The organism is Wolbachia endosymbiont of Drosophila pseudotakahashii, from assembly GCF_026015925.1.
Lineage (GTDB): Bacteria > Pseudomonadota > Alphaproteobacteria > Rickettsiales > Anaplasmataceae > Wolbachia > Wolbachia pipientis.
The window spans coordinates 268,034-291,284 of sequence record NZ_CP110359.1; the positions used below are offsets into that span (position 1 = coordinate 268,034).

A 23,251-nucleotide genomic window follows, 5' to 3' on the forward strand; every position below is an offset into this window, starting at 1 on the left:
TGTGATTATCTGTATTTATAACCATTAACAATAAATTTAAATGGTATTATACCAGCCAGAGTTGCTTTTATATTCGACAAAGTGAAGCTAATCTCAACAGCCTGATTTTTCACCTCCTTATTTTGCTCGGTTGCAAAAACTACAGTAGCATTTCCAGCAAATGTAACTAAGTCCTTGGTCGATCGATCAATAGATAATGTTATTACATTTATGTTGGCAATTTTTCTTTTGGATGAAACAGCTTCATTGTTCGTTTTTTCCTGAAAGCCTTGATAGATTTTATGTATAGAATTGTTTCTTATAAAATTTTCTTGGTACTTCGGTTCAACGGTCTTAATGGACTCATATATTTCGATGTATTTACTTATTAAGTACCTCGCTGTGGAAGTGTATTCATCTTCCTTTTTACTGAAACTAAGCTTATGCATTGCGGAGAACTCATCTTCTGTGTGGTTCATATACTTCACAAAATTTAAATCTTTTTTAATAGGAAATAACAGGTATATGTTTAATGTTAATAAACATAAGCATACTAGGAGAAGCGATACTATTAATGCCATCCAAGATCTTTCTGCTACACAAAACAGATACCTATGGCAGTACCATTCGACTGCTTTACTGAAATAACTTTTGTTTTTTACTGATTCAAGTAATTTATCTTCCATAACACAATACTACCAGACCTAGTCGGATCATTATAATAACAATAAGCTTAGATACTCTAAAAAAAACTTTAAAATATGTCTAAATTTTCCCAAATAGGATGAATGATTATATCACCTTGTTCTGCAATGAGGTAGAATTTATCGATTTTGCTCACATCTATATTTATCATTTTTACACTGAAATTTTCAGGATCATAAGTATTACTTTCTGCACTTTTGTGATAATTATAATAATGCAATTTATTTTGATCATCAAAATAACCAAATTCATCAGCAAAGGCTCCCACTTTTCTACCTTTACCACTTTTGACTAGCTCAAATAGATCAATTGCATGGTTTTGGGATCCAGGCTCAATAGGCCCTTCTGCAGCAAAAAATTTAGGTGCATGACCAGCGTATTCCTTAAATCATAGATTATGAGTCTTTTTTACACTACCAAAATTCACAAATTTATATTCATCTGAAATACCAGAATATTGTGGATCATACTTTTTATATTCAAAAAACTCGTTACCTAAAAAATTACAAAACGTTAATTTATGATCATCATGATCAGATTTAACGACTTTAAGGTAATGAAAATCTCTAGGAATCTTTACTTCCTCTTCTGTAATATGATTACGTACAACAAGCTCGCCATTTAGCATATGATAGCCAATTTTTGGCAAAGTGGCTATATTGATTGCCTTGTTTAGCTTAAAATTTGCCTCATAGATGCCACTTAATAACTCCTTTCCTTTTTCTAAGGTGACGTCCTGGTCTAAAGCTATATTCTTGATTGAACTCAATTCTTTCTGCATGTTCAGTATGGCTTTTGTCAAAACTTCTATTGATTGCCATACAGTTAATTTATTATCAGTCAAATTATATACTTCAAGTATTAAATTAACAGGATTTTATCATGAATTTATGTTAAAAGTATTATACTTTGTAAACTTATGTCATGATATTAACTACATTAGCTAAAACATGCTTTTTATCTAAGTGGAGTTGCTTAGCAACAACAAAAAGTTCATCTATTTTTTTCCACTGACTTAGCAGAATTTCAACATCATTTACCTCTCTCTTTATGCTTTCTAAAATGAAGGCCTGAATTATATATGATGCTAGTTCTAGTTCGATTTCGCTATTAATTACTTTATTAATCATATTGGGATTCTTTAAATCATGAAGAAATTTATAAAAGCATTTGTATGCTTCATAAGCATCACTACTTATTGCATTTATTATCATTCCTGGCATTCCAGGAAATAAAGTAATCATTTCGTCAAACGTTTGATCATCAAATTTACATTGAGATGAAGCAACTTGATTTGTTTCATCGTAAGTTAATGGAAGTAAATTTAGCTGAAAGCACCTACACAAGATAGTGGTTTGTATATCATATGGCTTATGGCTAATTATAAATATCTTAGAATTTTTTGGCGGCTCTTCTAATATTTTCAATATTGCGTTTTTAGCGTTATTAGTCATTGCCTCTAAGCTATCTATTATAGCTATTTTGTGTTCTGATTGAATGGGACTTAAGTGTAGAAAGTTTTTCATTTCTCTGACTTTTTCTATTCCGATAGTATCACCTTCAACAATGTGTAAGTCCAATGCTACTTCATTATAGCTTTTTATGAGTAACCAATTGGAGAAGGATTTTGCAAGCGTTGCTTTTCCTATACCTTTTTTACCACAGATCAGCCAAGACTGAACAGATAAGTTGTTCATTAATTTTTTTTTGGCCTGGTTGTGACCTATTACTCTTTTCATTTTTTCTCCTATAGATCTTAGTTTGAAAATGCGTTGTTTACTGTTTGTAATGAAATTGCACCTTCCCTTAAAACCTTAATCTTATCTTCGGTTAAGTCAATAATAGTAGATTCTGTACCAGAAATTAGTTCATCATCTTCAATCACTACAGATAAATGTTGCTTAATGGATTGTGGTATATCGTCTGCCTTACATACACTTTTTTCTCCTGAAATATTTATACTAGTTGCAACTATTGGAACTTTAAGTTTATTTAATATTGAAATTGCAATAGGATGCTTAGGGATTCTGATGCCTATACTATCTTTAAAGAATTCGTTTGGCAATATATTGTTGTTTTTAAGTGGTAAAATATAGGTAATTGGTCCAGGAGAAAAGTGGTTTATTAAATCAATATATCTTTCCTTTACCTTTGCTATTTTTGTCAAATTGTAAATATCACTAACAAATATGGAGAGTGGCTTATTTTGAGAGCGTTTCTTTATCTGATATATTTTTCCTATAGATTCATTATTTAATGCATTACAAGCAAGAGCATACACTGTTTCTGTTGGAAAACACACTAACAAGTTGTTCTGTATTGCATTTATTATTTTAGATACCATATAGCTAAAAACTTATTCATAACAACTAGATCAGTTTTGTTGCATTGTATCTTATATAGTAACTGCTAGTTTTTGTGAATATAATACAACGCAGCTTACCATTTGTTATGCAGATTTGCTACAACCCAAACTCTTCATTGACTTTATCCATTATTGCCTGTGGTGGATCCTCTCCCCATCCTGAATACAAAATCTCTCCATAGTCTGCAGCATCTATAGAGCCAGTTCTGCTTTTTGCTAGAAACATTTCTCTTTTCTCTTTATCAACTAATACATAATGCCACGCTGATTTTCCACGATCTTTACCACGGACTAAGTATATAAGATCTGACCTACTTCTTTTTGTTGCATCAGCAAAAGATCTTTCATTGACAGTTCTGCTTTTACTTTTTATGCCGCCACTTTCAGAAAAAGCTTCCTTGGATTCGGTTTTTTTGCCTGCTAATTCAGAAATTTTTCCTTTTTCCCCTAATGCCCGTTCTTTGGTGTTTTGAGACGAATACTGACTGGAAAAACCTTCCCCTGTACCGCCAGGAGTCCTGTTTGTGAAACGCTTAGTAAATGAATGATTGTCGTTGTTTTCTGCCATAAAAATCTCCAAACTTTAGATTGTAGAATCCAAACTTTTACTACACTTTATCATATGTTAATTAAATTAATATAAATGAAAAATAATATAGTAATTATTACAGGAATTACGGCCTCAGGTAAATCAGAATTATGCGATAACCTGATAGAAAAATATGGAAATATTAGTATAATAAATTGTGATTCAAAGCAGGTATATGAAGAAATTCCCATAATTACTGCTCAACCACCAAAGCAAGAAGTATTTTATAAACTATATGGTTATGTTTCAGCAAAAGAAAATTATTCCGTGGGTCTATGGTTAGAAGATTTAGAAAAAGAAGTTAATCACGCATTAGAAAATGCTCAAATACCTATCATCACTGGAGGAAGCGGGCTTTACATCAGCAGTTTAATCAAAGGCTTATCATCAATGCCACAAATAAGTCAGGAAGTGAGGAAAAATGTAAGCAAATTAAGGAAAAATTTAAGTAAAGAGGAGTTTTACAAATTAGCGCTAAGCAAAGATCCAAGGATTCAAGGTAAAGTGTTCATGAATGACTCGCACCGCCTTTCAAGGGCACTTGAAGTTATCACTGAAACTGGCAAGTCAATTTTTGTATGGCAAGAGAATAGACAGCCTCCTTTATTCAATAATTTTAAGATATATACAATTCTGCCTAAACGTGAAGATGTATACCGAAAAATAAATTCTCGTTTCATTATAATGATTGAAAATGGAGCACTTGATGAAGTAAAAAAGCTACTTAGCATGAACCTAGCCCCACATTTGCCAGCTATGAAAGCACATGGAGTGCCAGAAATTGTAAAGTATTTGAAAGGTGAGATTACTTTAGACGAAGCGATACAGATTGCTCAAATAAACACAAGACACTACGCAAAACGCCAGTATACTTGGTTTAAAAACCAGTTCCCAAGTTCTGAAGTCATTGATTGTGCAAATGAGCTAACAGCGCTTGAAATATTTTAATTGTTAGTTTCTAGGTGTATTTCCATACTCATTGCTATGAATGGGCGGTTCCATATTTTCCAGATGGCTGTTCACTTTTGGTGGCTTATCCAAGCCATGCTCTATTTTTATTTTAAAAAATCCAAGCCTCTCGCAAAATTTCTGAAAACACTCTTTTATAACGTCAAACAAGTTTTTATCACCTATGTTATAGTCCTTCAGTCTCTTAGGAACAGTAAGTGACAATTTACCATCTTCATATGTTACATTTTTATCACCTTGAGACTTAAGTGTGAATTCTAGCGAGCTATCCAATTTACATAATTCTTCTTCCAGTTCTGCAAAAGTGCGAACTGCAATTTTTTCTTCAATTCTGATTGCCGCATGACTTGGATCACTACAATTAATATGTGTTACATGATTAGACTGAAACAATAACCCATATGTTTCAGCTAAATGAAGGATAGGTCCTCTCCTTTACCATACAATGCACCCACATAAGCAGCCTGGTTACAATTAGTGATTAGTTCTTCTAGAATAGAATCATTTGGAACTTCTGCTTCAGCATATTCAAATAGCTCTGTAAAAACTTGTTTTACAAATTGGCGGTACTTATTTTTGTCATTTGAAATGAGGTTGGTATGTTTATTATATAATTCATCAACAAGCTCTTTTGTTATAACTTTGTTCTGAATAACAAGTTTCATTCTTGGAAGATCTACGTACATAGTTGCACCAGAATTCGCTTCAGCATTATCTTTACCAGCCCTCAACCTGCTAAAACCAAACTTTTCTGCTTGAGCTCTTAGTGTAACTATTGGATTTTCCTTTTCTTTTGGTGTAGAGCTGTTCATCATTAATACCTTGATATAGACTGCTAATGGTATAATAACACATAAAAATGATTAATAAGTTAATAAAATACCTACTATAAGCCCTATGATAGCAAATATAGTTAGGGGTAACTTAGGCTTACCGACGATTTTAAAAACAACAAATTCGTCATTCCGTTACGTGTTAGCGGCTGAGATACCGCGAATGAATCGCGGTATGACGTTAGAGAGCTGTGCTAGCTATAGTGCATACCTGACCATAAGGTGACAAGATTTTAAAAAGGCTCTATAACAGTTTTACACATGTATGAATCTCAATGAGCAATCAGATTTTTCTAAATAGCAGGCTGGAGAATATACCTAAGTTCCATTCCGCAATATTGCCTAAACTTTGTGGTGGGGACAAGGTGGTGGATCTGCTGTTTTATAAGCCACTTAGTTATGTGGATAGAAGCAAGTTACTATCTGATGCTCGAGTTGGAGAATTTACAACTTTCATTGCAAAAGTTTATGAACATCAGTCGCCCACTTTTAGAGGTAGACCATATAAAATAGTCGTTGAAAGTGAGAGTCAGTATATATTCATAGTCTTTTTTAATTACTCAGTTAAGTATTTATATAAACTATTTCCAATTGGAGCGAATGTGATCATCAGTGGCAAACTCGAAAAATTTGCTGAACATTGGCAAATTACTCATCCAGATTACGTGTCGCTTGACATCAACCAATTTAAAGAAATAGCTTGCATAGAGCCAGTTTACCAATTATTCCGTGGCATTACCAATAAGCGCATTGGGAACATAATAAGCTCTAATCTAAAGGAATTGCCTGATTTACCAGAGTGGATAGATGATACATTAATCAAGCAAAAAAAATGGTTAAGTTGGAGGGAAAGCATCATAAAGTTGCACAGACCAAGCTCATTGGCGGAAGCTGAGGTTTGTAGAAAAAGGCTTGCTTATGATGAATTGTTTGCGTATCAGCTAGCGCTGAAACTTGCAAGAAAAAATCATGTGAAAGAAAGGGGAAGAGAATTTATAATATTGAGTAAATACAAAGAGCAAGTTTTAAATGAATTGTCGTTTCAATTAACAAATGATCAAACTCGTGCAATAGATGAGATCTCAGAGAGACAAAAATCCAAGTATCGCATGATAAGCTTGCTGCAAGGTGATGTTGGTAGTGGCAAAACCGTAGTTGCACTTTTTGCGATGATAAATGTGGTAGAAAACAACATGCAGGCAGCTCTAATGGCACCGACTACTATCTTGGCGGAGCAACATTATAATTGGATTGAGGAAGTTTTATCCTGTACCGATATAAAAGTTGCGCTGCTTACTGGTAAAACTTCGCGCAAGGAAAGAAAGATTATCATGAACGAACTTGCAAGTGGTGTTTTAAATATAGTGATTGGCACTCATGCACTATTTCAAGCTAACGTTACATTTAAAAATTTAGGGCTTGCAGTCATAGACGAGCAACAGCGATTTGGAGTGATGCAGAGAAATCGCTTGGTAGGAAAAGGAGAAAATGCCGATATACTTTTCGTTACTGCAACTCCCATTCCAAGAACCTTGCAGCAAGCTATGTATGGTGATGTTGAATGTTCAATTTTGAAAGAAAAACCAAAATCCAGATTGCCAATAAAAACTGTAACTATGAACATTAGTAGGATGCCAGATGTTATTGAAAAGCTAAAAGGTGCTATAAACAGGGGCGAAAAAGCATATTGGATTTGTCCATATATAGAAGAAAACGAAGAGACCAATATTGCTGCAGCAGAGATGCGTTTTCAGGAATTACAAAAAACATTTCTTGATAAAGTCGGAATAATACACGGAAAATTGACTCAGGAGCAGAAAGATCAAGTTATGTTTTCCTTCAAAAGGAATGAATTTTCTCTGCTTGTTGCAACCACTGTGATAGAAGTTGGTATAGATGTGCCAGATGCAACCATCATGATTATAGAAAATGCAGAGCAATTTGGGTTATCACAATTGCATCAGTTAAGAGGCAGAGTAGGGCGAGGAAACAAGCCATCTTTTTGTGTATTATTATACGATAATTTAAGTAAAAGCTCATCTTCAAAGTTAAAGATCATGTGTGAGTCACAAGATGGATTTTACATTGCTGAAAGGGATATGATGCTAAGAGGCAGTGGAGATATTTTAGGCACAAAACAATCAGGATGTATGGAATTTAAATTTGCTGATTTATATCAGGACAAAGAGCTGCTCAATCTCGCGTATAATAACGCAAAAGGCGCAATGGCTGATTTTGAATTACTGCTTGATATATTTGAATATAGGAGTAGATTACATTTTTCAAAATTTCAGTAGAAAAACCAGGTAGCCCGCAGAAACAAAAAAACTTCCTTGACAAACCTCACCAGCCCCCTTATCATGAAACTGAAGCTATTGTATTTGCTTTCGCCAATCTGCAGATTAAAAGGTAAGGATTACTTAATGTATCGGCGTCTTATGTTCAATTTTTTGCAGTATATAGATACTGTATGTCTTTACAAAACTTCATCTACATCTAGGTTTTTATCTAAATAAGCTGAACGCGCTTATAAAGCGTTACAAGACATCAAAAAATGCCAATACTCGACAGAGATAGTAAAAGACTAGCTAACTCGGGGATTCTTTGTCTTTTTTTCTGCTTAGTAAACTTCTTAAACATTTGCAGCGTAAGTTAGTTGCAATTAAAAGCGGCTGAATCTCGCTTGTCAAGCGTTTAAAACATAAAAAACGCCAATATTTTAAAGCGGATAATAACCACGGGGCTTCTTTTGCCTTTTTTTTATTTGGTAAATTTCTTAATGTTTATGGCTAAAAGAGCCCAAGAGAGGTCAGTGCTCCTGTGATGTCATTCCAGTCTGGAATCCAGCATTTCACACAATCCCATCAAGAACGTTGTATTTTACATAACACTTTTATGCTTACCAACCCAGTATCCAATCAAAATTCCTGGATCCCAGTGTCTGGGCACTGGGATGACATTATAGGGACACTGGGATGACACCATAGGGGCACTGCCGTCATAAAGGAACCAGTGTCAGCTACTTGAATGACATCATGGGGGCGCTGGCCTGACAACCGTCATCCCGCTGCTTGTTAGCGCCGCGGCGGTATGACGGTCCGCTGCTTGTTAGCGAGATACCGCGAATGAATCGCGGTATGAAGGTGTAATGACGGTTAAGTAATTCGTTATCCCGCTGCTTGTTAGCGGAATCTGCTGTGGCGACATAAACTCAAATCATTTCAAATTTCAATCCAAAGAGGTATCATTATGTCAAACAACTTCAATTTTAAAGAATTTCTTAACCACTATGAAACAAATAGTACGTCAGATGATATACAAAGGTATTATTTGCTGTAGAAATCAGTAATAGCGCAGGCAATGATTGATGCAGCAAGTAACTGTAAAAAAACAGAAAGCTTGGTAGAAAAACGTAAGGCAATTTCTTGGTTGCCAGACTTTAGTCAAGATTTTGTGCATACATGTATATTGGCTGATTGTGATCCGGTATACGTAAAAAATAAAATACAGCCAACCTTAAAAAGCCTTACTAGATAAAGTCTTTTTATATACTTAATGAGGTTTACTCCTTTTACCGAAAAAAATATAATTCAATCTCCTATCTATAGTTGCCCCTATATCTTTGATTAATAGCTGCTTTATCATGTTTACTTTTCGCTTTGCATCTTGAGCTTGACGCTCATTGTTACCACTGTTATTGCTGTAATTATTCTTATCACTATAACTACTGCCACTTGGTTTGCTACTGTTACTGAACTCACTACCCTTTTTTCTTCTTGTGTTGAGTATCTGTATTATCTTTTCCTTTAAAAAGGACTTCCAGCCTGTGCCAAGTAATAATTTATAGAGAAAATGCGGAGTAAGAAACGCCACTAATATTCGAATAGAAATTCCGTAACCGAGATCTTCCCTATTTTCATAATACCACTTGCAATATTGAAACAAACGGTAAAACGCATTTTTGAAAGAGCAAAATTCTACAGCATACCAAAAACCATTGCTGAGAAACATGAGCACAATGCTGAATGTGTAAAGATACATTGTGAAGAGAAACAGTTTCACAATTATATCTTTTAGACTACCTAATATATAATTCAATAATCTTAATTTATAGAAAAGTAATATCATTTCACACCCACTTCAATATGGCTGGGGTGGAAGGATTCGAACCTTCGCGTGGCGGTATCAAAAACCGCTGCCTTACCACTTGGCTACACCCCAATACTACTTACATCAATAACACTATTAGCCCAATTAGTAAAAGATTTATTTGCTTTTTCTATGGGCATCACAGCAATAGCTGGCTGATCATAAGAATGCATTGCTTCGATTTTTTCTACAATTTTATCAACTTGATCATTCCTGCTCTTCATAATTGCCACTACTTCACAACTATTACTAATTTTACCTTCCCATAAATACAGAGAATTCACTTCGGGAAATATATTTACACATACAATTAATTTCTCGTTTAATAATTCTTCAGAAACAGTTTTAGCCTCCTCAAAATTTGAAAAAGTTGTATAAACCAAAACTAAATTATTCATTAGTAGCTACATAAATGCATTGCTACTATACTCTACCGAGATTTATTCATCAAGAGAAAATAACGCCAGCGCGTACTGTATGAACATTTGTTTGCAAAGGTAGTATGTTAAGTGTTATAGCTAGTTTGCCTCAAACGTAAAGGTGTCATCCCAGTGCCCCTGTGATGTCATTCCAGTGCTTGACACTGGAATTCAGTTTTCCATATAATCTCATCGAAAACGTTGTAACCACTTTCTATGCTAGTTTGCTTGTAAACAAGCAAACTTTCCTGGATCCCAGTGGGCTTTGTTGCATCGCTACTTATGAAAGGCTAACTATAGTTAGGATTATAAGTAACTTATTGAAAATCTTGTTTTTTTGCAATCAATCTGATCAAATTTAAGAATAGTAATTTATTATTTATATTAATAAATTTAATTCTATTGAAAATAGCTAAAGCATTGAAATTCTTGAATTTTAGCCGGATTAGTGAGTGGTAGTGAAATTTCTTTTACTCAAATTTAGGTATTCACTGACCGTTCTTGTTATAAATACCAGAATAATAAGCTACTGATATTCTCCATCTTTTTTATCTTTAATCCATCATAGCTAGCGATGCAACAAAGCCATCCCAGTGTCAGCTACTCGGATGACACCTTTCCTAGCAGAGAAATCACAATGTTCATACGGTTGTACGCATACCGCTGGGATCTAGGATTTTTCTATAGTTTAAAAACAAAAAAAGGACGTTACTCATTGAGTAACATCCTTTTGGAGAAGGTAGAAGTTTTACTTATTACACTGTTCCTGGAGTTGCTGTAGCTCTTGAGTTGACAGGTTCTGCACTAGGTTGATCTAGAGATGCGCGTCGTTTTGCCAACTTTTCTTCGAGTTCTCTGTCAAATTCTTCTTTTAAAGGAAGAACTTGTTTTCTTGTTAGCGTAGAAGAACCAGAACCCATTCCACTATCAGTAGAATTACTGTGAGTGAGAGTTCTGTTACTCAAACTATCCAGGTTTTGCTCCACAATAGGATCACTGAGAACATCTTCACTGAAAGAACTTTGTCCATTTAAGTTAGTCAATGAGGCGCTTCTAGGTAGTTCTGGTGGAGCAACTGGAGTAAGCTTAGGAGTAAGCTACTAGATGAATTGCTTCTACGGACTGTTGCAAAGTTCTGAGAATCTGAATCAGAGACAGTAGCAGTACTTTCAGTTCCTATAGAATTTAGTGAATTGCTTCTTGGTAGCTTCAGTGGAGCAACGTAAAAAGTGCTATTTCCTACTTTTATAGGTGGCTCTGTACTGTCAGTCCTTACAGAATCTAGTGAACTGCTTTTTGACAAGCTGTTAGATTGTTCAGAGCCTTTTCTTCCCAGTGAAGAGAATGATGATGACACAGACCTAGTTAAACTTTTGACAGAAGGCCTGTTAGCTTTTTTCTCTGCTCTGTCAAACATATTGCTTACGCTTGAGTACAAATGATTTTCTCTACATTCTTTAATAACCTTCTTAATTTCATCGTGATGTTCAGAGAAAACACTGTCGATGAAATAACTACCTTTAGGTAATGACCTTTGTGTTAACAAGTTATGCAAGCTTTTTTCATTTAAATTATTAATGAATTCTTTCTGTACTTGCCATCGAGAAGTATGCTCAATCTCCCCTGATTTTGCCTTCTCTGCCATTTTTAAATCAATTTCTGACGATATTCCAGAAAGTATATTTTTCACTAACCCAGAATTATTTCCTTTATCAGCAAAAATTGCTTTCATATCATTTCTTATTTCGTCAGATTTCTTAATTGCATCTGGAGTAAACCTTTTTACCTTATCTAAATAGTCCGTTTCACCAGATGCCTTATGGAACTTATTTGCCACTCCTTCGCCTACAAAACTAGCGCCTTTTTTCAGTGAATCTACTGAATGTTCATAACCTTCTTTCACCTTATCTTTAACATGTACAGCACCATCTCTAACTTTTCCGGCAGTATATTTCGCCCCATTAACTGTTTTTTCTGCTGACCATTTGAGCCCTTTGAATGTGTATTCAACTGCTTTCACAGCAAAAAATAGAGTAAGGGCAACTATTGCACCTGTTGCAGCAATCGGTAAAGCAGCTGCCACAAATGGAAGTAATGCACCAACCATCACACCTACTGCACCTACTGCAACCATTTGCTCTTTTGCAGACCAATTAGAGAAATTTTTTATATCATGTAGTTTACCCTGCAAAGCTTCCACAAAAGTAGAACTTTTTTTAACAGGACTTGAATTTGTTTGTTCACTGGCTAACATTTTAAACCTCACTATTAATTAAATATAGTATAATTGTATTCCTTGATTCTTAAGTTAGTGTTAAATTGATTGCCAGTATTTATTTGTCTTCAAATAATTTCGCTTGACGTGTTTTGTGGTAGCGTAGAAAATTAGGTCAAGAAGCTGCAGCATTTATGAGGTATAGAAAAAGGACTCTCATCTTTTTGGCTGTTATAACTTTAATAATAATAGCTTTACTATTTAGGTATAATTCCCATTTTCACAAAGACGTAGTGCACTTAAAGAGTGACAACAAAGAATTCAAAAAAAAGCCAGAAAATTCCATAGATTCGACCATATTACATAGAGAAAAGGAAGTGTACGATCATGTTTTCCATCCTGATGATTAATTTGTAAATAAAATAGTAATTTATGTTTGCATTTTCTTATTAAAGAAGTAATATTAGCGTATTAATTATAGAATCAGTCATTATGTTTGATGATAATAATCCTTGGAATCTGGGAAAGAAACCGGTAGGGAACAAAACTCCTAATAATGAAGATATTTTAAGTAAAGCTGTATCTGATATAAGGTTCTTTCTTAATGGATTAACCAGAAACAGGGGCAAAAAACCTTATTTCATCATTGTAATTATTTTGCTGCTCTATGCTTGCACTGGCTTTTATATTGTCCATCCTAGTGAAGAAAGTATAGAACTTACCTTTGGTAGATATTCTAATACAGAAACACCTGGTTTGCGTTATCACTTCCCCTACCCTATTGGCAAGGTTTTTAAAGTGAACGTTAAGGAAGTAAATCGTGAAGAAATTGGGGTAAGTAGTTCTTATGGGCGAGATACAGATCGCGGTGAAGGCGTGATGCTAACTGGAGATGAAAATATAGTCAACGTTAACTTCGAGGTTCAATGGCGCGTTAGAGATGCTAAGGACTATTTATTCAAAGTGCGGGATTACAAACCCGGTTTCAGTGTTAAAAATGCTGCTGAAAGTGCCATGAGAGAAATAATAGGTAAAAACACGATCTCTTTTGCACTTGGTCAAGGCAGACCAGAAATTTCTAGAGATACTAGAATTCTATTGCAGCAGATTCTTGATGGATATCAAATGGGCATAGAGATTTTATCTGTTCAAATGAAAAAAATTGATCCACCAGAAAAAGTAATCAGTTCGTTTAGAGATGTACAAAGTGCTCGTGCAGACAAAGAGCGTACTATAAACGAAGCATATGCTTATAATAATGATATTATACCTCGAGCAAAGGGTGAAGCGATAAAGATAAAATTAGATGCACAAGCATATGAAAATGAAGTAATAAATGAAGCAAAAGGTAATGCAAATCGCTTTTTATCTCTTTATGAGGAATATAGACAGAATCCTTCTCTCGTTAAGAATCGTATTTATCTTGAAACTATGGAAAATATTTTCAGTAAGGTAGACAAAGTTGTTGTAACTGATGATCTGAAAGGTATGTTTTCTTATTTACCTCTTACAAATTTAGGAAAATAACCATGAGTAGTAATATTAGAATTGTTTTTGTTTCTGTATTTGTTGTTTTATTGATTGTTTTGTCTAATTCAATATTTGTTGTGCAAGAAACAAAGCAAGCAATAGTTATACAACTGGGTAAAGTTGTAAGGGATGTTAGGGAAAGCGGCTTATATTTTAAGTTGCCATTCATAAATAGTGTAGAGTTTCTTGATAAAAGAGTTTTAGATTTAAGTCCTGATAAGATCCCAAGGGAAGTGATAACAGCGGATCAAAAACGTATTATAGTAGATGCGTATGCAAAATATAAAATAACAAATCCTGTTACTTTTTACCAGGCTGTGAGGAATGAATCAGGGCTGGTTAGAAGATTATATCCGGTTATAGAAGCACACATAAGAGAAAATATAGGCAGATTTTCGTTGATTAGCTTGTTGAATGAAAAAAGATCAGAGGTTATGCAATTGATTCAGCGTGGAGTTTATTCTGAAGCTGAAAAATTTGGCATAGAAATAATAGATGTAAGAATTAAGAGAGCAGATTTACCAGAAGAAAATAGTTCTGCAATATTTCGCCGTATGCAAACTGAAAGGGAAAAAGAAGCAAAAGAAATTAGAGCAGAAGGAGAGCAAGCTGGGCAGGAAGTTAGATCAAAAGCTGATAAATTAAAAAGGGAAATTATCTCCAGTGCAGTAAAAGAATCGTACGAAATAAGGGGCCGTGGTTATGCTGAAGCAACTAGAATTTATAATGAGGCATTTAAGGTTGATGAAGAGTTCTTTAACTTTTATCGCTCTATGAGCGCTTACAGTAAATCATTTGCCGAAAATAATACTAAATTTGTACTTTCACCAAACAATAACTTTTTAGATATTTTAAACAAAGGATGGAAATAATTTATGAAAAGTAAGGCATTTATTTTATCTATATTTGCATATTTTCTAATTGCGTTTTCTTCGTACGCTAATATGTTTGATTGGAATGCAAAAAAGGTCGTTAATGCTAGCACTACTGCATGTAACTGTAATCAAGGACTTGCCGATTTAGTGGAAGAACTCATTCCTGCGGTTGTAAATATTTCAAGCGAACAAATAATCAAACAAGAAAGTAACAATAGAGCTAAAATCCCTTTTATGCCAAGAAATAATTTCTTTGATGATTTTAGAGAATTTTTTGAGCATTTTGATCAGTTTTTTATGGATAGGGGCCCTAGTGTTAACAGAGAGGTGGTGTTGCTTGGTTCTGGGTTTATTATAGATAAAGGTGGAACTATAGTAACCAATTGTCACGTTATTAAAAACGCCCAAGATATCACAGTTACTATGAACGATAATACTTATTTCAAAGCAGAAGTTTTAGGCTATGATGCAAGAACTGATCTTGCTGTGCTTAAGGTTCATTCTAATAAAGATCTTCCTTTTGTTGCATTTGGTAATTCTGATACAGCAAGGGTTGGCGATACAGTTATTGCAATAGGTAACCCATTTGGTTTGGGTAGCTCTGTAAGCACAGGAATTATATCTGCAAGGTCTAGAGACATTAGTATCGGCACTATGAATGAATTTATTCAAACCGACGCTGCAATTAATAGAGGCAACTCTGGAGGGCCATTATTTGATTTAAATGGAAAAGTTATAGGCATTAACACCGCTATCTATTCCCCATCTGAGTCTGGCGGCAATGTGGGTATAGGCTTTGCTATACCATCTAATTTAGCTATGTCAATTATTGACACATTAAAAAGTGGCAAAAAAATAAAACATGGTTGGCTTGGTGTGCAAGTTCAGCCTATAACGAAAGAATTTGCTGAGTCCTTGGGTTTAAAAGATATAAAAGGCGCATTGGTTGCAAGTATAGTAAAGGATAGTCCTGCAGAAAAAGGTGGAATTAAGGTGGGTGACATATTATTAGAATTTGATGATAAAAAAATTGATAGAATGACACAACTGCCTCAAATGGTTTCAAGAACTGAACCTGGAAAAAAAGTACAAATTAAGTTACTTAGAAAGAGCAAAGAGGTCAATATTAAGGTTGTGATTGAAGAATCTGCAAATGATGGTCAAGGTAATAATCAAGAAGAAAACAAATCAACATCCGATTACATAACTGGTTTAACTGTTTCAAACCTGCCAAAAGAATCAAAAGAAAGTAATCCTACAAAAGGTGTGATAGTTACTAATGTAGATAGTAACAGTAATGCCACGTTGCATGGTATTAAAAAAGGAGACATTATTATCCAATTAGATGGAACCGATATAGAAAATACTAATGATTTTCAAAAACAAGTTGATTCAGCAGTAAAGAAAAACGGTAAAGATTCAATAATGTTGCTCATTTACCGCAATGGAAATCAATTCTTTACTTCGATAAAGTTGAAGAAATAGCACTCGTAGGTTATTTACTAAATTAGCAGCATTGTAAGCCTGTCATTGTAACACCTCAATCTCACAAGACAAATCAAAACTATTACAGTCTACATTCCATTCACTAAAATACACATATGGATAATATAAATTTTCTAAAATTCATTGAACTGTGCTTTCAAACAGTGGTGCCGGGATGTGAGTATAATGATTATCAGTACATAAAAGTCATAGCAAACAGGCTGGAAGCAGCGAATGCTGGCGAAGTAAGGCGCATAATATTCAATATGCCTCCGCGTTCAATGAAGTCCATATGTATGAGTGTTGCGTGGCCCGCATGGATACTGGGAAATCAGCCAACTGGAAGAATAATAGTTGCAAGTTATTCTAAGTTGCTTAGCGAAAAACATTCGCTCGATACGAGGTGCATAATGCAATCTGATTGGTATAAAAAGCTATTTCCAGAGGTAGAACTATCCAAAGACCAGAACACTAAATATAAATTCCAAACAGTGCAGAGAGGATACAGAATCGCAACATCAGTTGGAGGAACATTAACCGGTGAAGGTGGTAACTTTATTATTGTGGATGATCCGCTTAACCCTGCTCAAGCTTTGAGTGAAACATTTAGAAAACGTGCCACAAACTGGTTCGATCAGACTTTAGTAACGAGACTCAACGATAGAAAAAAAGGAGTAATTGTGCTTGTGATGCATAGGCTCCACCTGGAAGACTTAACTGGGCACCTCTTATCCAAGCCAAAAAACATATGGCATCACATTTGTTTGCCAATGATTTCTGAAAATAAGGAGGTTATTTATTCAATTAATAACCATACTGGTGTCATTCCAACCCCCCCTCCTGTCATCCCAGTGCCCAGACACTGGGATCCAGAAAATTCAACCGCAAAAGACTGGATTCCAGCATCAAGTGCTGGAATGACACTACCTGCAAGAGTATTATACTCAAGAGAAGAGAATGAGTTATTATATCCCCTGGAGGGAGGAAGAGAAGAAGTTGAGATGATAAAAGTTGAACTCGGGAGTTACGCTTTTGCTGCTCAATATCAACAAAATCCTCTACCACTTTCAAGCGTTATAATAAAACAAGAGTGGCTAAAGCGCTATAAAAATTTCCCTGATAATCTCTCACATGTAACTCAAAGCTGGGACACTGCAGTTTCAACAAACGATTCCAGCGACTTTAGCGTCTGCACCACCTGGGCAAAAATAGATAATAAATTCTATTTACTTGATGTATATCGAGCAAAGCTTGAGTACCCAAAGCTTAAAGAGCAAGTTCTGTCACTAGCTGTAAGATGGACGCCACACGCAATTTTGATCGAAGCAAAAACGAGTGGTCAACAATTAACACAAGAGCTAAAGGCAAATAGCGATCTACCGATTATCGAAATAATTCCACACAATGACAAACTCACTCGATTTTATCAAATTGCTCCGATAATAGAGTCTGGCAGGGTTTTTCTGCCGCATCAAGCAGTATGGCTCAGCGATTTCGAATATGAAATTTTAATGTCCCCAGAAGCTCGCCACGATGATCAAGTGGATAGTACCGCGCAATATCTGCAATGGATGAGAAAAATTAACACCAGCGCCTTTAGGGTCAGAGACTTTGGCCCCAACCCTAATAAAACGCTTAGATGGCTGAGAGCAGTGGATTAGATAATAAACCTAAGTTAGTTTCCAAAAGGTCCCTTATCATTTTTATATTCCGGTTTTATTGAGCTGTTCGCGGACTTGTTCGATTGTGGAACCGGAAAAACCTGGGCGTGGTGAACCTACTCCCCCTTCAAATGATGAACTATCGCTTTCGCTTCGAGTTTTTCTTGTTGTACTACTTCCAGCTAAAGGTTCTGGAGACTTGCGTTTTGGCGATCCTCCTCTAGTATTCTTACAATCCATAGACTCATAACCACTTGTTGTTGCCTCAGCTTTAGAGCTTACGTTTTCAGCATCAGTTACGAACCCGGAAGAGTAACCGCTGTCTTTATTATCTTCGGGCTTCATCTTTTCAGCTTTTGATTTATCTTTAGCAGGCCATCGCTCTCCCCTAAACAACTCTACTTCCGAACCATCATAATCACGGTTAATCCAGTATCCACCTTTGTCTTTTGTAATTGAAATATATTCTAATACGCTTTCATCGGGATAACAGGTTTTAATTGCTTTTTTAGGGGATAACCCATGTTCTTGCACCTGAAAATTTACCCATTTGTCCTTTTCAGATTTCACTGCCTTTTCGACGATGTTAATGTCGATATCTTTTATTTCTACTTTTCCCTCATGCTCCCGACTAAAAAGTTCTTTTAAGTTAAGTAAGGCACCACGACTTATATTAGCAACAACTGTTGTTTCTTGGTTTTTCTCACAATTAGAAAGAAATTGAAATGGAAACTCATTGAAATCATAGGCTTCTTCCTTATTGACACGATACTCTTCTTTCGTTTTATCTATTATCTCCTGTAAATATTCTTTTACATCAACGCCATCATCAATTAAACTAGCAATCTTCCCATTTTTTACAATAAAGCTAGTATGAGGAGGATCCAAAGCATAATTACTTAAGTTAAACCAATAAAGCAATGCTTTAAACAACTTTTCTTCTTCCTTTTCCTTAGTAACTTGCTGTTTTTCAGGTTCCTTATTACAAATGTTCGCCGTATCTTTTAGAGAATCTTCAGAAACCCCAGAATTTAAGAATGTTGAACTATCCCATGCTCTAGGAGAAAGAATTGATGGTGGTCTACGGGTCAAAGATAGCTGTGATTGACCGCAAGTGGATTGACTTGAATCTATTTCCTCCGGCACCAACTGAAACAGCCCCCTTTTTCCTCCCTCTATTTCTGATTCTTGCCTGGGAGGCCTCTCTAACCCTTTACCACGACTTCGCTTGGGAAACTCCTGTGTCTGTGATGCTTCAGCTAATAGCGTTCGAGGAAGCTCAGGGTCAATGGCCAGTTCATGGTCTTTGTTGATTACAGAGTTTTTTATTATTTTGGTTATCACACAGTGAGAAATTTCTTTATTAGAAAAGTCTATACCGTATATTCCTCTACTACCAAATACTGGTAGGTGTTTTGGTAAAGTGTAACTTTCAATATTATTTAACACAACCATACCAAAGCTACTATTAATAGTATCTACTTCCTCTTTGGTTAAAAATCTATAATAGTTATCACAACTTACAATAGGAACTAAAATTGAATCCTCATTATTTCCTGAATAAGAAGTATGAAAGGCATAATAAAGAGGAGGGCATGCTTTACGAATGAAGCCAGTTATTAAATACTTAATCTTCCCAATAGCTGGATCATCTGAGCTAGAAGTTTGAAGATCACGTCCTATCAAACATGCTTGACTTTCTTCTATCTCATTAATGAACTTAGTTTTATCAAAGAGGCTTTTCTTTATATATACACAATTGTCCTTGACTTTCAAGAAATCATCAGTTCTTTTAGGACTATTTTTATAACCTTTTACTGTCGCTGAGAATGACTCTATAAAATACTCTTGTAACCTTTTACCATAGAAACGCATACAATATAGATAAGATTTCCTGTCAAAGCTTTCATCAGATGTATACTCTTCTACATGTTCTAAACCAAAATTTCTTCCCATAGCACCTGTGATGTCTCTCGCAAGCCCATTAGCTAGCAAACATTTTAGATTGAAAACTATACTTTGATCTATCGGCACTGAAAATCTATACTTTCCATTACTATCTACCAATTGGCTCCGATTGAAATTAAAAGGAAAAGATTTCATATCAAAAGATAAACTAGCAGTACTTTCATTTCCACAGAATGTTTCTACTATCCTTCCTTTCATATTGTCTAAATACTTCATGCATTGATCAGCATCCATACTTTTATCAAATGAGATAACAATATGATCCTTGTTACGTAAACCTCGATGTACATTTTGTACTTTTAGATTAGTATTAATAATATTGTTATAACAAACACTAATATTAAATGCCTTTACTAATGCTTGATTCATTTCACTCGCACTAAACATAATACCCTCCCTACTTTTAATATACCTTAAAATCTTGAACTGCCTTGACCACTACTTTTATTGGATTCATCCCTTCTTTTCCTCCCTTCATCTTCACGCTTAAACCTTTCACCAAAATTCTCTAGCTTTTTCTGATCTAATTTAGTTATATCAACTCTCCCTCCTCCTGGTGCAGTATTATCAAATTGCCTTTTGCCTGAGCCGTTATTACTATGCATATTAACCTCCAGTAAAAATATTACGTGACTAGTATACTAAAAATAAAATTAAGTGCAAGCACTTTTTTATATTTTTTTTTAAAAAATTTTATTCACTCTTTTTCATAAAATTCAGTTTTCTAGATTCCAGCGTCACGCGCTGGAATGACACCTGTATTTCTCTTTGCCATCAATCCCTACTCTTTAATGTCATACCAGTACCTCTCTTTCTTGTCATCCCAGTGCCCAGACACTGGGATCCAGTCTTTTTTGTCATCTAAAGCTAACACTAGCTATCCCCTCGATGGTGCTTTTTCTGGTGCCTTTCCTATTGAATCCACATGATTATTAACTTTTACATCATCAATCAATCTTTTTGGTGGTTGAGCAGTACTAGCATTAGACTTTCCATTAGAAGCTTGTTCTTGCTGATTGTCAGATGGAATATTCCGTTGATTATTATTACTCAAATTTATCCTTCTTGACTGTGTACTATCAAGTTTAAACTTTCTACCTCTTTTTTGCTGATCTCTCTTCGGCGTCTGCCCTGTAGGTTCCGGTGAACACACCTCTTTCTTCGGTCCCTCCGGCTTCGCTTTTTTCTCTTCTTCCACTTTTGGTTTTGTTTCTTTTACCTCGCGGTTCTCATTGTTTATAACCTCTTTAAATATAGGAGGCATTATAGGTTTTGGTAAAAGATCAAGTTCTGATTTGCTCAGAACAACCGGTCTTACAAATCCTGGTGAAACTTCAAAAAGGAAAACTGGCACTTTAGGTTTTTCTCTTTCATCTACCTTTATTTCTACGTCTTTATGAACTTCTTTATTTTCTTCCTTTAATGATGTTTTTTCTGCTTTTTTATCTTCTTTTTCTGTAGATGCCTCTACCGCAGCCGCCAACTCAACTCCAAACATCTCTGCAAACATTGTAACAATCCATCCGACAACGGCCATTTGTAACCTGAGTTCCAGATCTTGCAATGCAGTTAATCTTTCTAACGCCCTTGCAAACTCTTCTTCTGATAACTCACCACTGCCTAATTTCTCCTGCAATTCTTTTATCTCTTTGTCCAACCTCTGATTGAAACTTAAATCGCGTGCAAAAATCTTCTTGATTAACTCCTTAAGCTTATCACGCAAAAACTTAATTATCGAAAGAAGCCAATTTTTTTCTTTCTTCTCCTTGAGCATTTGGTAGATTTTCGGATCATCTACATCTACTTCAAAAAGGTTGAAGAGAGATTCAAAGAAATTCCAGAAATCTCCGAGTACTCTTTCTTTTTCACCAGTGAAGTAATCCCCATCATCACCTTCTCCGATATGTAGCTCTGCTTGAGATGATATTTCATCGACACAACTAGAAGCCTGACGCTCACACTCGAGCCTTCTGAGCAAATCTTGTCTGGTGAGCTCCTCTATGGCTGCTTTTAGTTCATTTAGCTTCTGCTCTGCAGAGAAATCTTGCTCCCTGATTTTTCCTTGGAAGATCGAGCTACCGTTTCCGTTATTATCTGAAAAATTTTCCATTATTTTTGCCTCCTCAATAAAATTACTGCCTCTGTTGTTACCTGAAAAGCTTTCCACCATTTTTGCTTCCTTCATAAAACTTAATAATTTAATTCTACAGTACTAAATATTTAAGAACTATTAATGTAAAGATGTCAATAAAATTATTTACATTTTTACACTATATATATATTATATTATGTGCTATTTAACCTTTCAATAATATTTTTATTTTTACTGCTTCTTCAAACTCTAGCATGCGCTTTTCTTAAATTATCCTTATTAATATTTGCTTTTGCCTCTATCCCACTTTTTCTTGTAAAGTATTTGATATAGATTTTACTATACTCTTTGGCATAACATTTGCAACATACTTTATCTATAAATGGAAATTATTATACTTGCAGCTAGACACAATTTGAAATAATTTACACTATAAAGTTAAGGAACGAGATCCCAGTGTCACGCACTGGGATGACAGCAGTCCTACGTCATACCGCGATTCATTCGCGGTATAGATTCCGCTAACAAGTAGCGAAATGACGAATTTTTGTTTTTCAAATTATCGTAAGTCACTTTAGCTATATCAGACAATAGAGGCAGTGCGTAGAGGAGCTCATCAGACAAGATTTGCTCAGGAGGCTCGAGTGTGAGCGTCAGGCTTCTAGTTGTATCGATGAAATATCATCTCAAGCAGAGCTACATATCGGAGAAGGTGATGATGAGGATTACTTCACTGGTGAAAAAGGAAGAGTACTCGGAGATTTCTGGAATTTCTTTGAATCTCTCTTTACCCTTTTTGAAGTAGATGTAGATGATCCGAAAATCTACCAAATGCTCAAGGAGAAGAAAGAAAAAAACCTGATTGCTGCGATAATGAAGTTTTTGCGTGATAAGCTTAAGGAGTTAATCAAGAAGATTTTTGCACGCGATTTAAGTTTCAATCAGAGGTTGGACAAAGAGATAAAAGAATTGCAGGAGAAATTAGGCAGTGGTGAGTTATCAGAAGAAGAGTTTGCAAGGGCGTTAGAAAGATTAACTGCATTGCAAGATCTGGAACTCAGGTTACAAATGGCCGTTGTCGGATGGATTGTTACAATGTTTGCAGAGATGTTTGGAGTTGAGTTGGCGGCTGCGGTAGAGGCATCTACAGAAAAAGAAGATAAAAAAGCAGAAAAAACATCATTAAAGGAAGAAAATAAAGAAGTTCATAAAGACGTAGAAATAAAGGTAGATGAAAGAGAAAAACCTAAAGTGCCAGTTTTCCTTTTTGAAGTTTCACCAGGATTTGTAAGGCCAGTCCCTCTGAGCAAACCAGAGCTTGATCTTTTACCAAAACCTATGAAAGAACTAATACCTAAAGAGGTTATAAAGGAGGAGATCCGCGAGGTAAAACCAAAAGTGGAAGAAGAGAAAAAAG

The 23,251-nt window shown here is 35.2% G+C and carries 20 protein-coding genes, 1 tRNA gene and 3 pseudogenes; 9 read left to right on the plus strand and 15 right to left on the minus strand.

Features of this window, described 5'->3' with window-relative positions; genetic code table 11:
* Positions 1 to 5: 5 nt before the first annotated feature.
* The 5 genes and pseudogenes from ONI09_RS01380 to ONI09_RS01405 form a co-directional block, all read right to left on the minus strand.
* On the minus strand, positions 6 to 665 hold the full coding sequence (locus ONI09_RS01380; protein ID WP_264707314.1) for a conjugal transfer protein TraJ: 660 nt from the start codon (positions 663 to 665) through the stop codon (positions 6 to 8).
* A gap of 68 nt (positions 666 to 733) precedes the next feature.
* Positions 734 to 1,528 (minus strand): annotated as a pseudogene (locus tag ONI09_RS06800) (hypothetical protein).
* A gap of 73 nt (positions 1,529 to 1,601) precedes the next feature.
* Positions 1,602 to 2,423, minus strand: coding sequence for an AAA family ATPase (locus tag ONI09_RS01395; protein ID WP_265014193.1), 822 nt, complete (start codon positions 2,421 to 2,423; stop codon positions 1,602 to 1,604).
* Between the two features lie 17 nt (positions 2,424 to 2,440).
* Positions 2,441 to 3,028, minus strand: coding sequence for an L-threonylcarbamoyladenylate synthase (locus ONI09_RS01400; protein ID WP_265014194.1), 588 nt, complete (start codon positions 3,026 to 3,028; stop codon positions 2,441 to 2,443).
* Between the two features lie 118 nt (positions 3,029 to 3,146).
* Positions 3,147 to 3,617 carry a hypothetical protein gene (locus ONI09_RS01405; protein WP_265014195.1) on the minus strand — a complete coding sequence of 157 codons (471 nt, stop codon included), beginning with the start codon at positions 3,615 to 3,617 and terminating at the stop codon, positions 3,147 to 3,149.
* Positions 3,618 to 3,692: 75 nt separating this feature from the next.
* On the opposite strand from ONI09_RS01405, the gene miaA reads away from it, so the two are divergent.
* Positions 3,693 to 4,586 (plus strand): tRNA (adenosine(37)-N6)-dimethylallyltransferase MiaA, encoded by an 894-nt coding sequence (gene miaA, locus ONI09_RS01410; RefSeq protein ID WP_265014196.1) that lies wholly within the window; start codon positions 3,693 to 3,695, stop codon positions 4,584 to 4,586.
* Between the two features lie 3 nt (positions 4,587 to 4,589).
* Here miaA and ONI09_RS06895 read toward each other — a convergent pair.
* Positions 4,590 to 5,419: pseudogene (locus tag ONI09_RS06895) on the minus strand (hypothetical protein).
* A 296-nt stretch (positions 5,420 to 5,715) separates the two neighbouring features.
* On the opposite strand from ONI09_RS06895, the gene recG reads away from it, so the two are divergent.
* Positions 5,716 to 7,737, plus strand: coding sequence for an ATP-dependent DNA helicase RecG (recG, locus tag ONI09_RS01420; protein ID WP_265014197.1), 2,022 nt, complete (start codon positions 5,716 to 5,718; stop codon positions 7,735 to 7,737).
* Between the two features lie 621 nt (positions 7,738 to 8,358).
* On the opposite strand, the gene ONI09_RS01425 is transcribed toward recG, so the two are convergent.
* A complete protein-coding gene (locus ONI09_RS01425; RefSeq protein ID WP_265014198.1) occupies positions 8,359 to 8,496 on the minus strand; it encodes a hypothetical protein in 138 nt (45 codons plus the stop codon).
* 304 nt (positions 8,497 to 8,800) lie between these two features.
* On the opposite strand from ONI09_RS01425, the gene ONI09_RS01430 reads away from it, so the two are divergent.
* On the plus strand, positions 8,801 to 8,977 hold the full coding sequence (locus ONI09_RS01430; protein WP_265014199.1) for a hypothetical protein: 177 nt from the start codon (positions 8,801 to 8,803) through the stop codon (positions 8,975 to 8,977).
* 15 nt (positions 8,978 to 8,992) lie between these two features.
* Here ONI09_RS01430 and ONI09_RS01435 read toward each other — a convergent pair whose 3' ends face one another.
* From ONI09_RS01435 to ONI09_RS01450, 5 genes are all read right to left on the minus strand, one after another.
* Positions 8,993 to 9,451, minus strand: a complete 459-nt coding sequence (locus ONI09_RS01435; protein ID WP_265014200.1) for a hypothetical protein — start codon at positions 9,449 to 9,451, stop codon at positions 8,993 to 8,995.
* A gap of 135 nt (positions 9,452 to 9,586) precedes the next feature.
* A tRNA-Gln gene (locus ONI09_RS01440) sits at positions 9,587 to 9,661 on the minus strand.
* Positions 9,652 to 9,987, minus strand: coding sequence for a divalent-cation tolerance protein CutA (gene cutA / locus ONI09_RS01445; RefSeq protein ID WP_006279213.1), 336 nt, complete (start codon positions 9,985 to 9,987; stop codon positions 9,652 to 9,654). The genes ONI09_RS01440 and cutA overlap by 10 nt, the downstream gene beginning before the upstream one ends.
* A gap of 776 nt (positions 9,988 to 10,763) precedes the next feature.
* Positions 10,764 to 11,051: a hypothetical protein gene (locus ONI09_RS07050; RefSeq protein WP_458695104.1), complete on the minus strand. Its 288-nt coding sequence runs from the start codon at positions 11,049 to 11,051 to the stop codon at positions 10,764 to 10,766.
* Positions 11,048 to 12,262, minus strand: coding sequence for an actin-bundling T4SS effector WalE1 family protein (locus ONI09_RS01450; RefSeq protein WP_458695105.1), 1,215 nt, complete (start codon positions 12,260 to 12,262; stop codon positions 11,048 to 11,050). Before ONI09_RS01450 ends, ONI09_RS07050 begins: the two co-directional genes overlap by 4 nt.
* A gap of 155 nt (positions 12,263 to 12,417) precedes the next feature.
* Here ONI09_RS01450 and ONI09_RS01455 point away from each other — a divergent pair, with 155 nt between their 5' ends.
* From ONI09_RS01455 to terL, 5 genes are all read left to right on the plus strand, one after another.
* Complete coding sequence (locus ONI09_RS01455) at positions 12,418 to 12,633, plus strand: hypothetical protein (protein WP_265014201.1); 216 nt, start codon at positions 12,418 to 12,420, stop codon at positions 12,631 to 12,633.
* An 82-nt stretch (positions 12,634 to 12,715) separates the two neighbouring features.
* Positions 12,716 to 13,750: an FtsH protease activity modulator HflK gene (hflK, locus tag ONI09_RS01460; RefSeq protein WP_264707300.1), complete on the plus strand. Its 1,035-nt coding sequence runs from the start codon at positions 12,716 to 12,718 to the stop codon at positions 13,748 to 13,750.
* A 2-nt stretch (positions 13,751 to 13,752) separates the two neighbouring features.
* Entirely contained in the window at positions 13,753 to 14,625 is an 873-nt protein-coding gene (hflC, locus tag ONI09_RS01465) for a protease modulator HflC (protein ID WP_265014202.1), read from the plus strand.
* Between the two features lie 3 nt (positions 14,626 to 14,628).
* The gene (locus tag ONI09_RS01470) at positions 14,629 to 16,113 is read left to right on the plus strand and encodes a DegQ family serine endoprotease (protein ID WP_265014203.1); all 1,485 of its coding nucleotides are present in this window, start codon (positions 14,629 to 14,631) and stop codon (positions 16,111 to 16,113) included.
* A 116-nt stretch (positions 16,114 to 16,229) separates the two neighbouring features.
* Positions 16,230 to 17,774: a phage terminase large subunit gene (terL, locus tag ONI09_RS01475; RefSeq protein WP_265014204.1), complete on the plus strand. Its 1,545-nt coding sequence runs from the start codon at positions 16,230 to 16,232 to the stop codon at positions 17,772 to 17,774.
* 42 nt (positions 17,775 to 17,816) lie between these two features.
* Here terL and ONI09_RS01480 read toward each other — a convergent pair whose 3' ends face one another.
* The 3 genes from ONI09_RS01480 to ONI09_RS01490 form a co-directional block, all read right to left on the minus strand.
* Positions 17,817 to 20,129, minus strand: a complete 2,313-nt coding sequence (locus ONI09_RS01480; protein ID WP_265014205.1) for a hypothetical protein — start codon at positions 20,127 to 20,129, stop codon at positions 17,817 to 17,819.
* Between the two features lie 26 nt (positions 20,130 to 20,155).
* The gene (locus tag ONI09_RS01485; RefSeq protein ID WP_265014206.1) at positions 20,156 to 20,347 is read right to left on the minus strand and encodes a hypothetical protein; all 192 of its coding nucleotides are present in this window, start codon (positions 20,345 to 20,347) and stop codon (positions 20,156 to 20,158) included.
* Between the two features lie 272 nt (positions 20,348 to 20,619).
* Entirely contained in the window at positions 20,620 to 21,912 is a 1,293-nt protein-coding gene (locus tag ONI09_RS01490; protein ID WP_265014410.1) for a hypothetical protein, read from the minus strand.
* A 525-nt stretch (positions 21,913 to 22,437) separates the two neighbouring features.
* Here ONI09_RS01490 and ONI09_RS07055 point away from each other — a divergent pair.
* Positions 22,438 to 23,158: pseudogene (locus ONI09_RS07055) on the plus strand (hypothetical protein); the annotation flags it as partial.
* Positions 23,159 to 23,251: the final 93 nt, after the last annotated feature.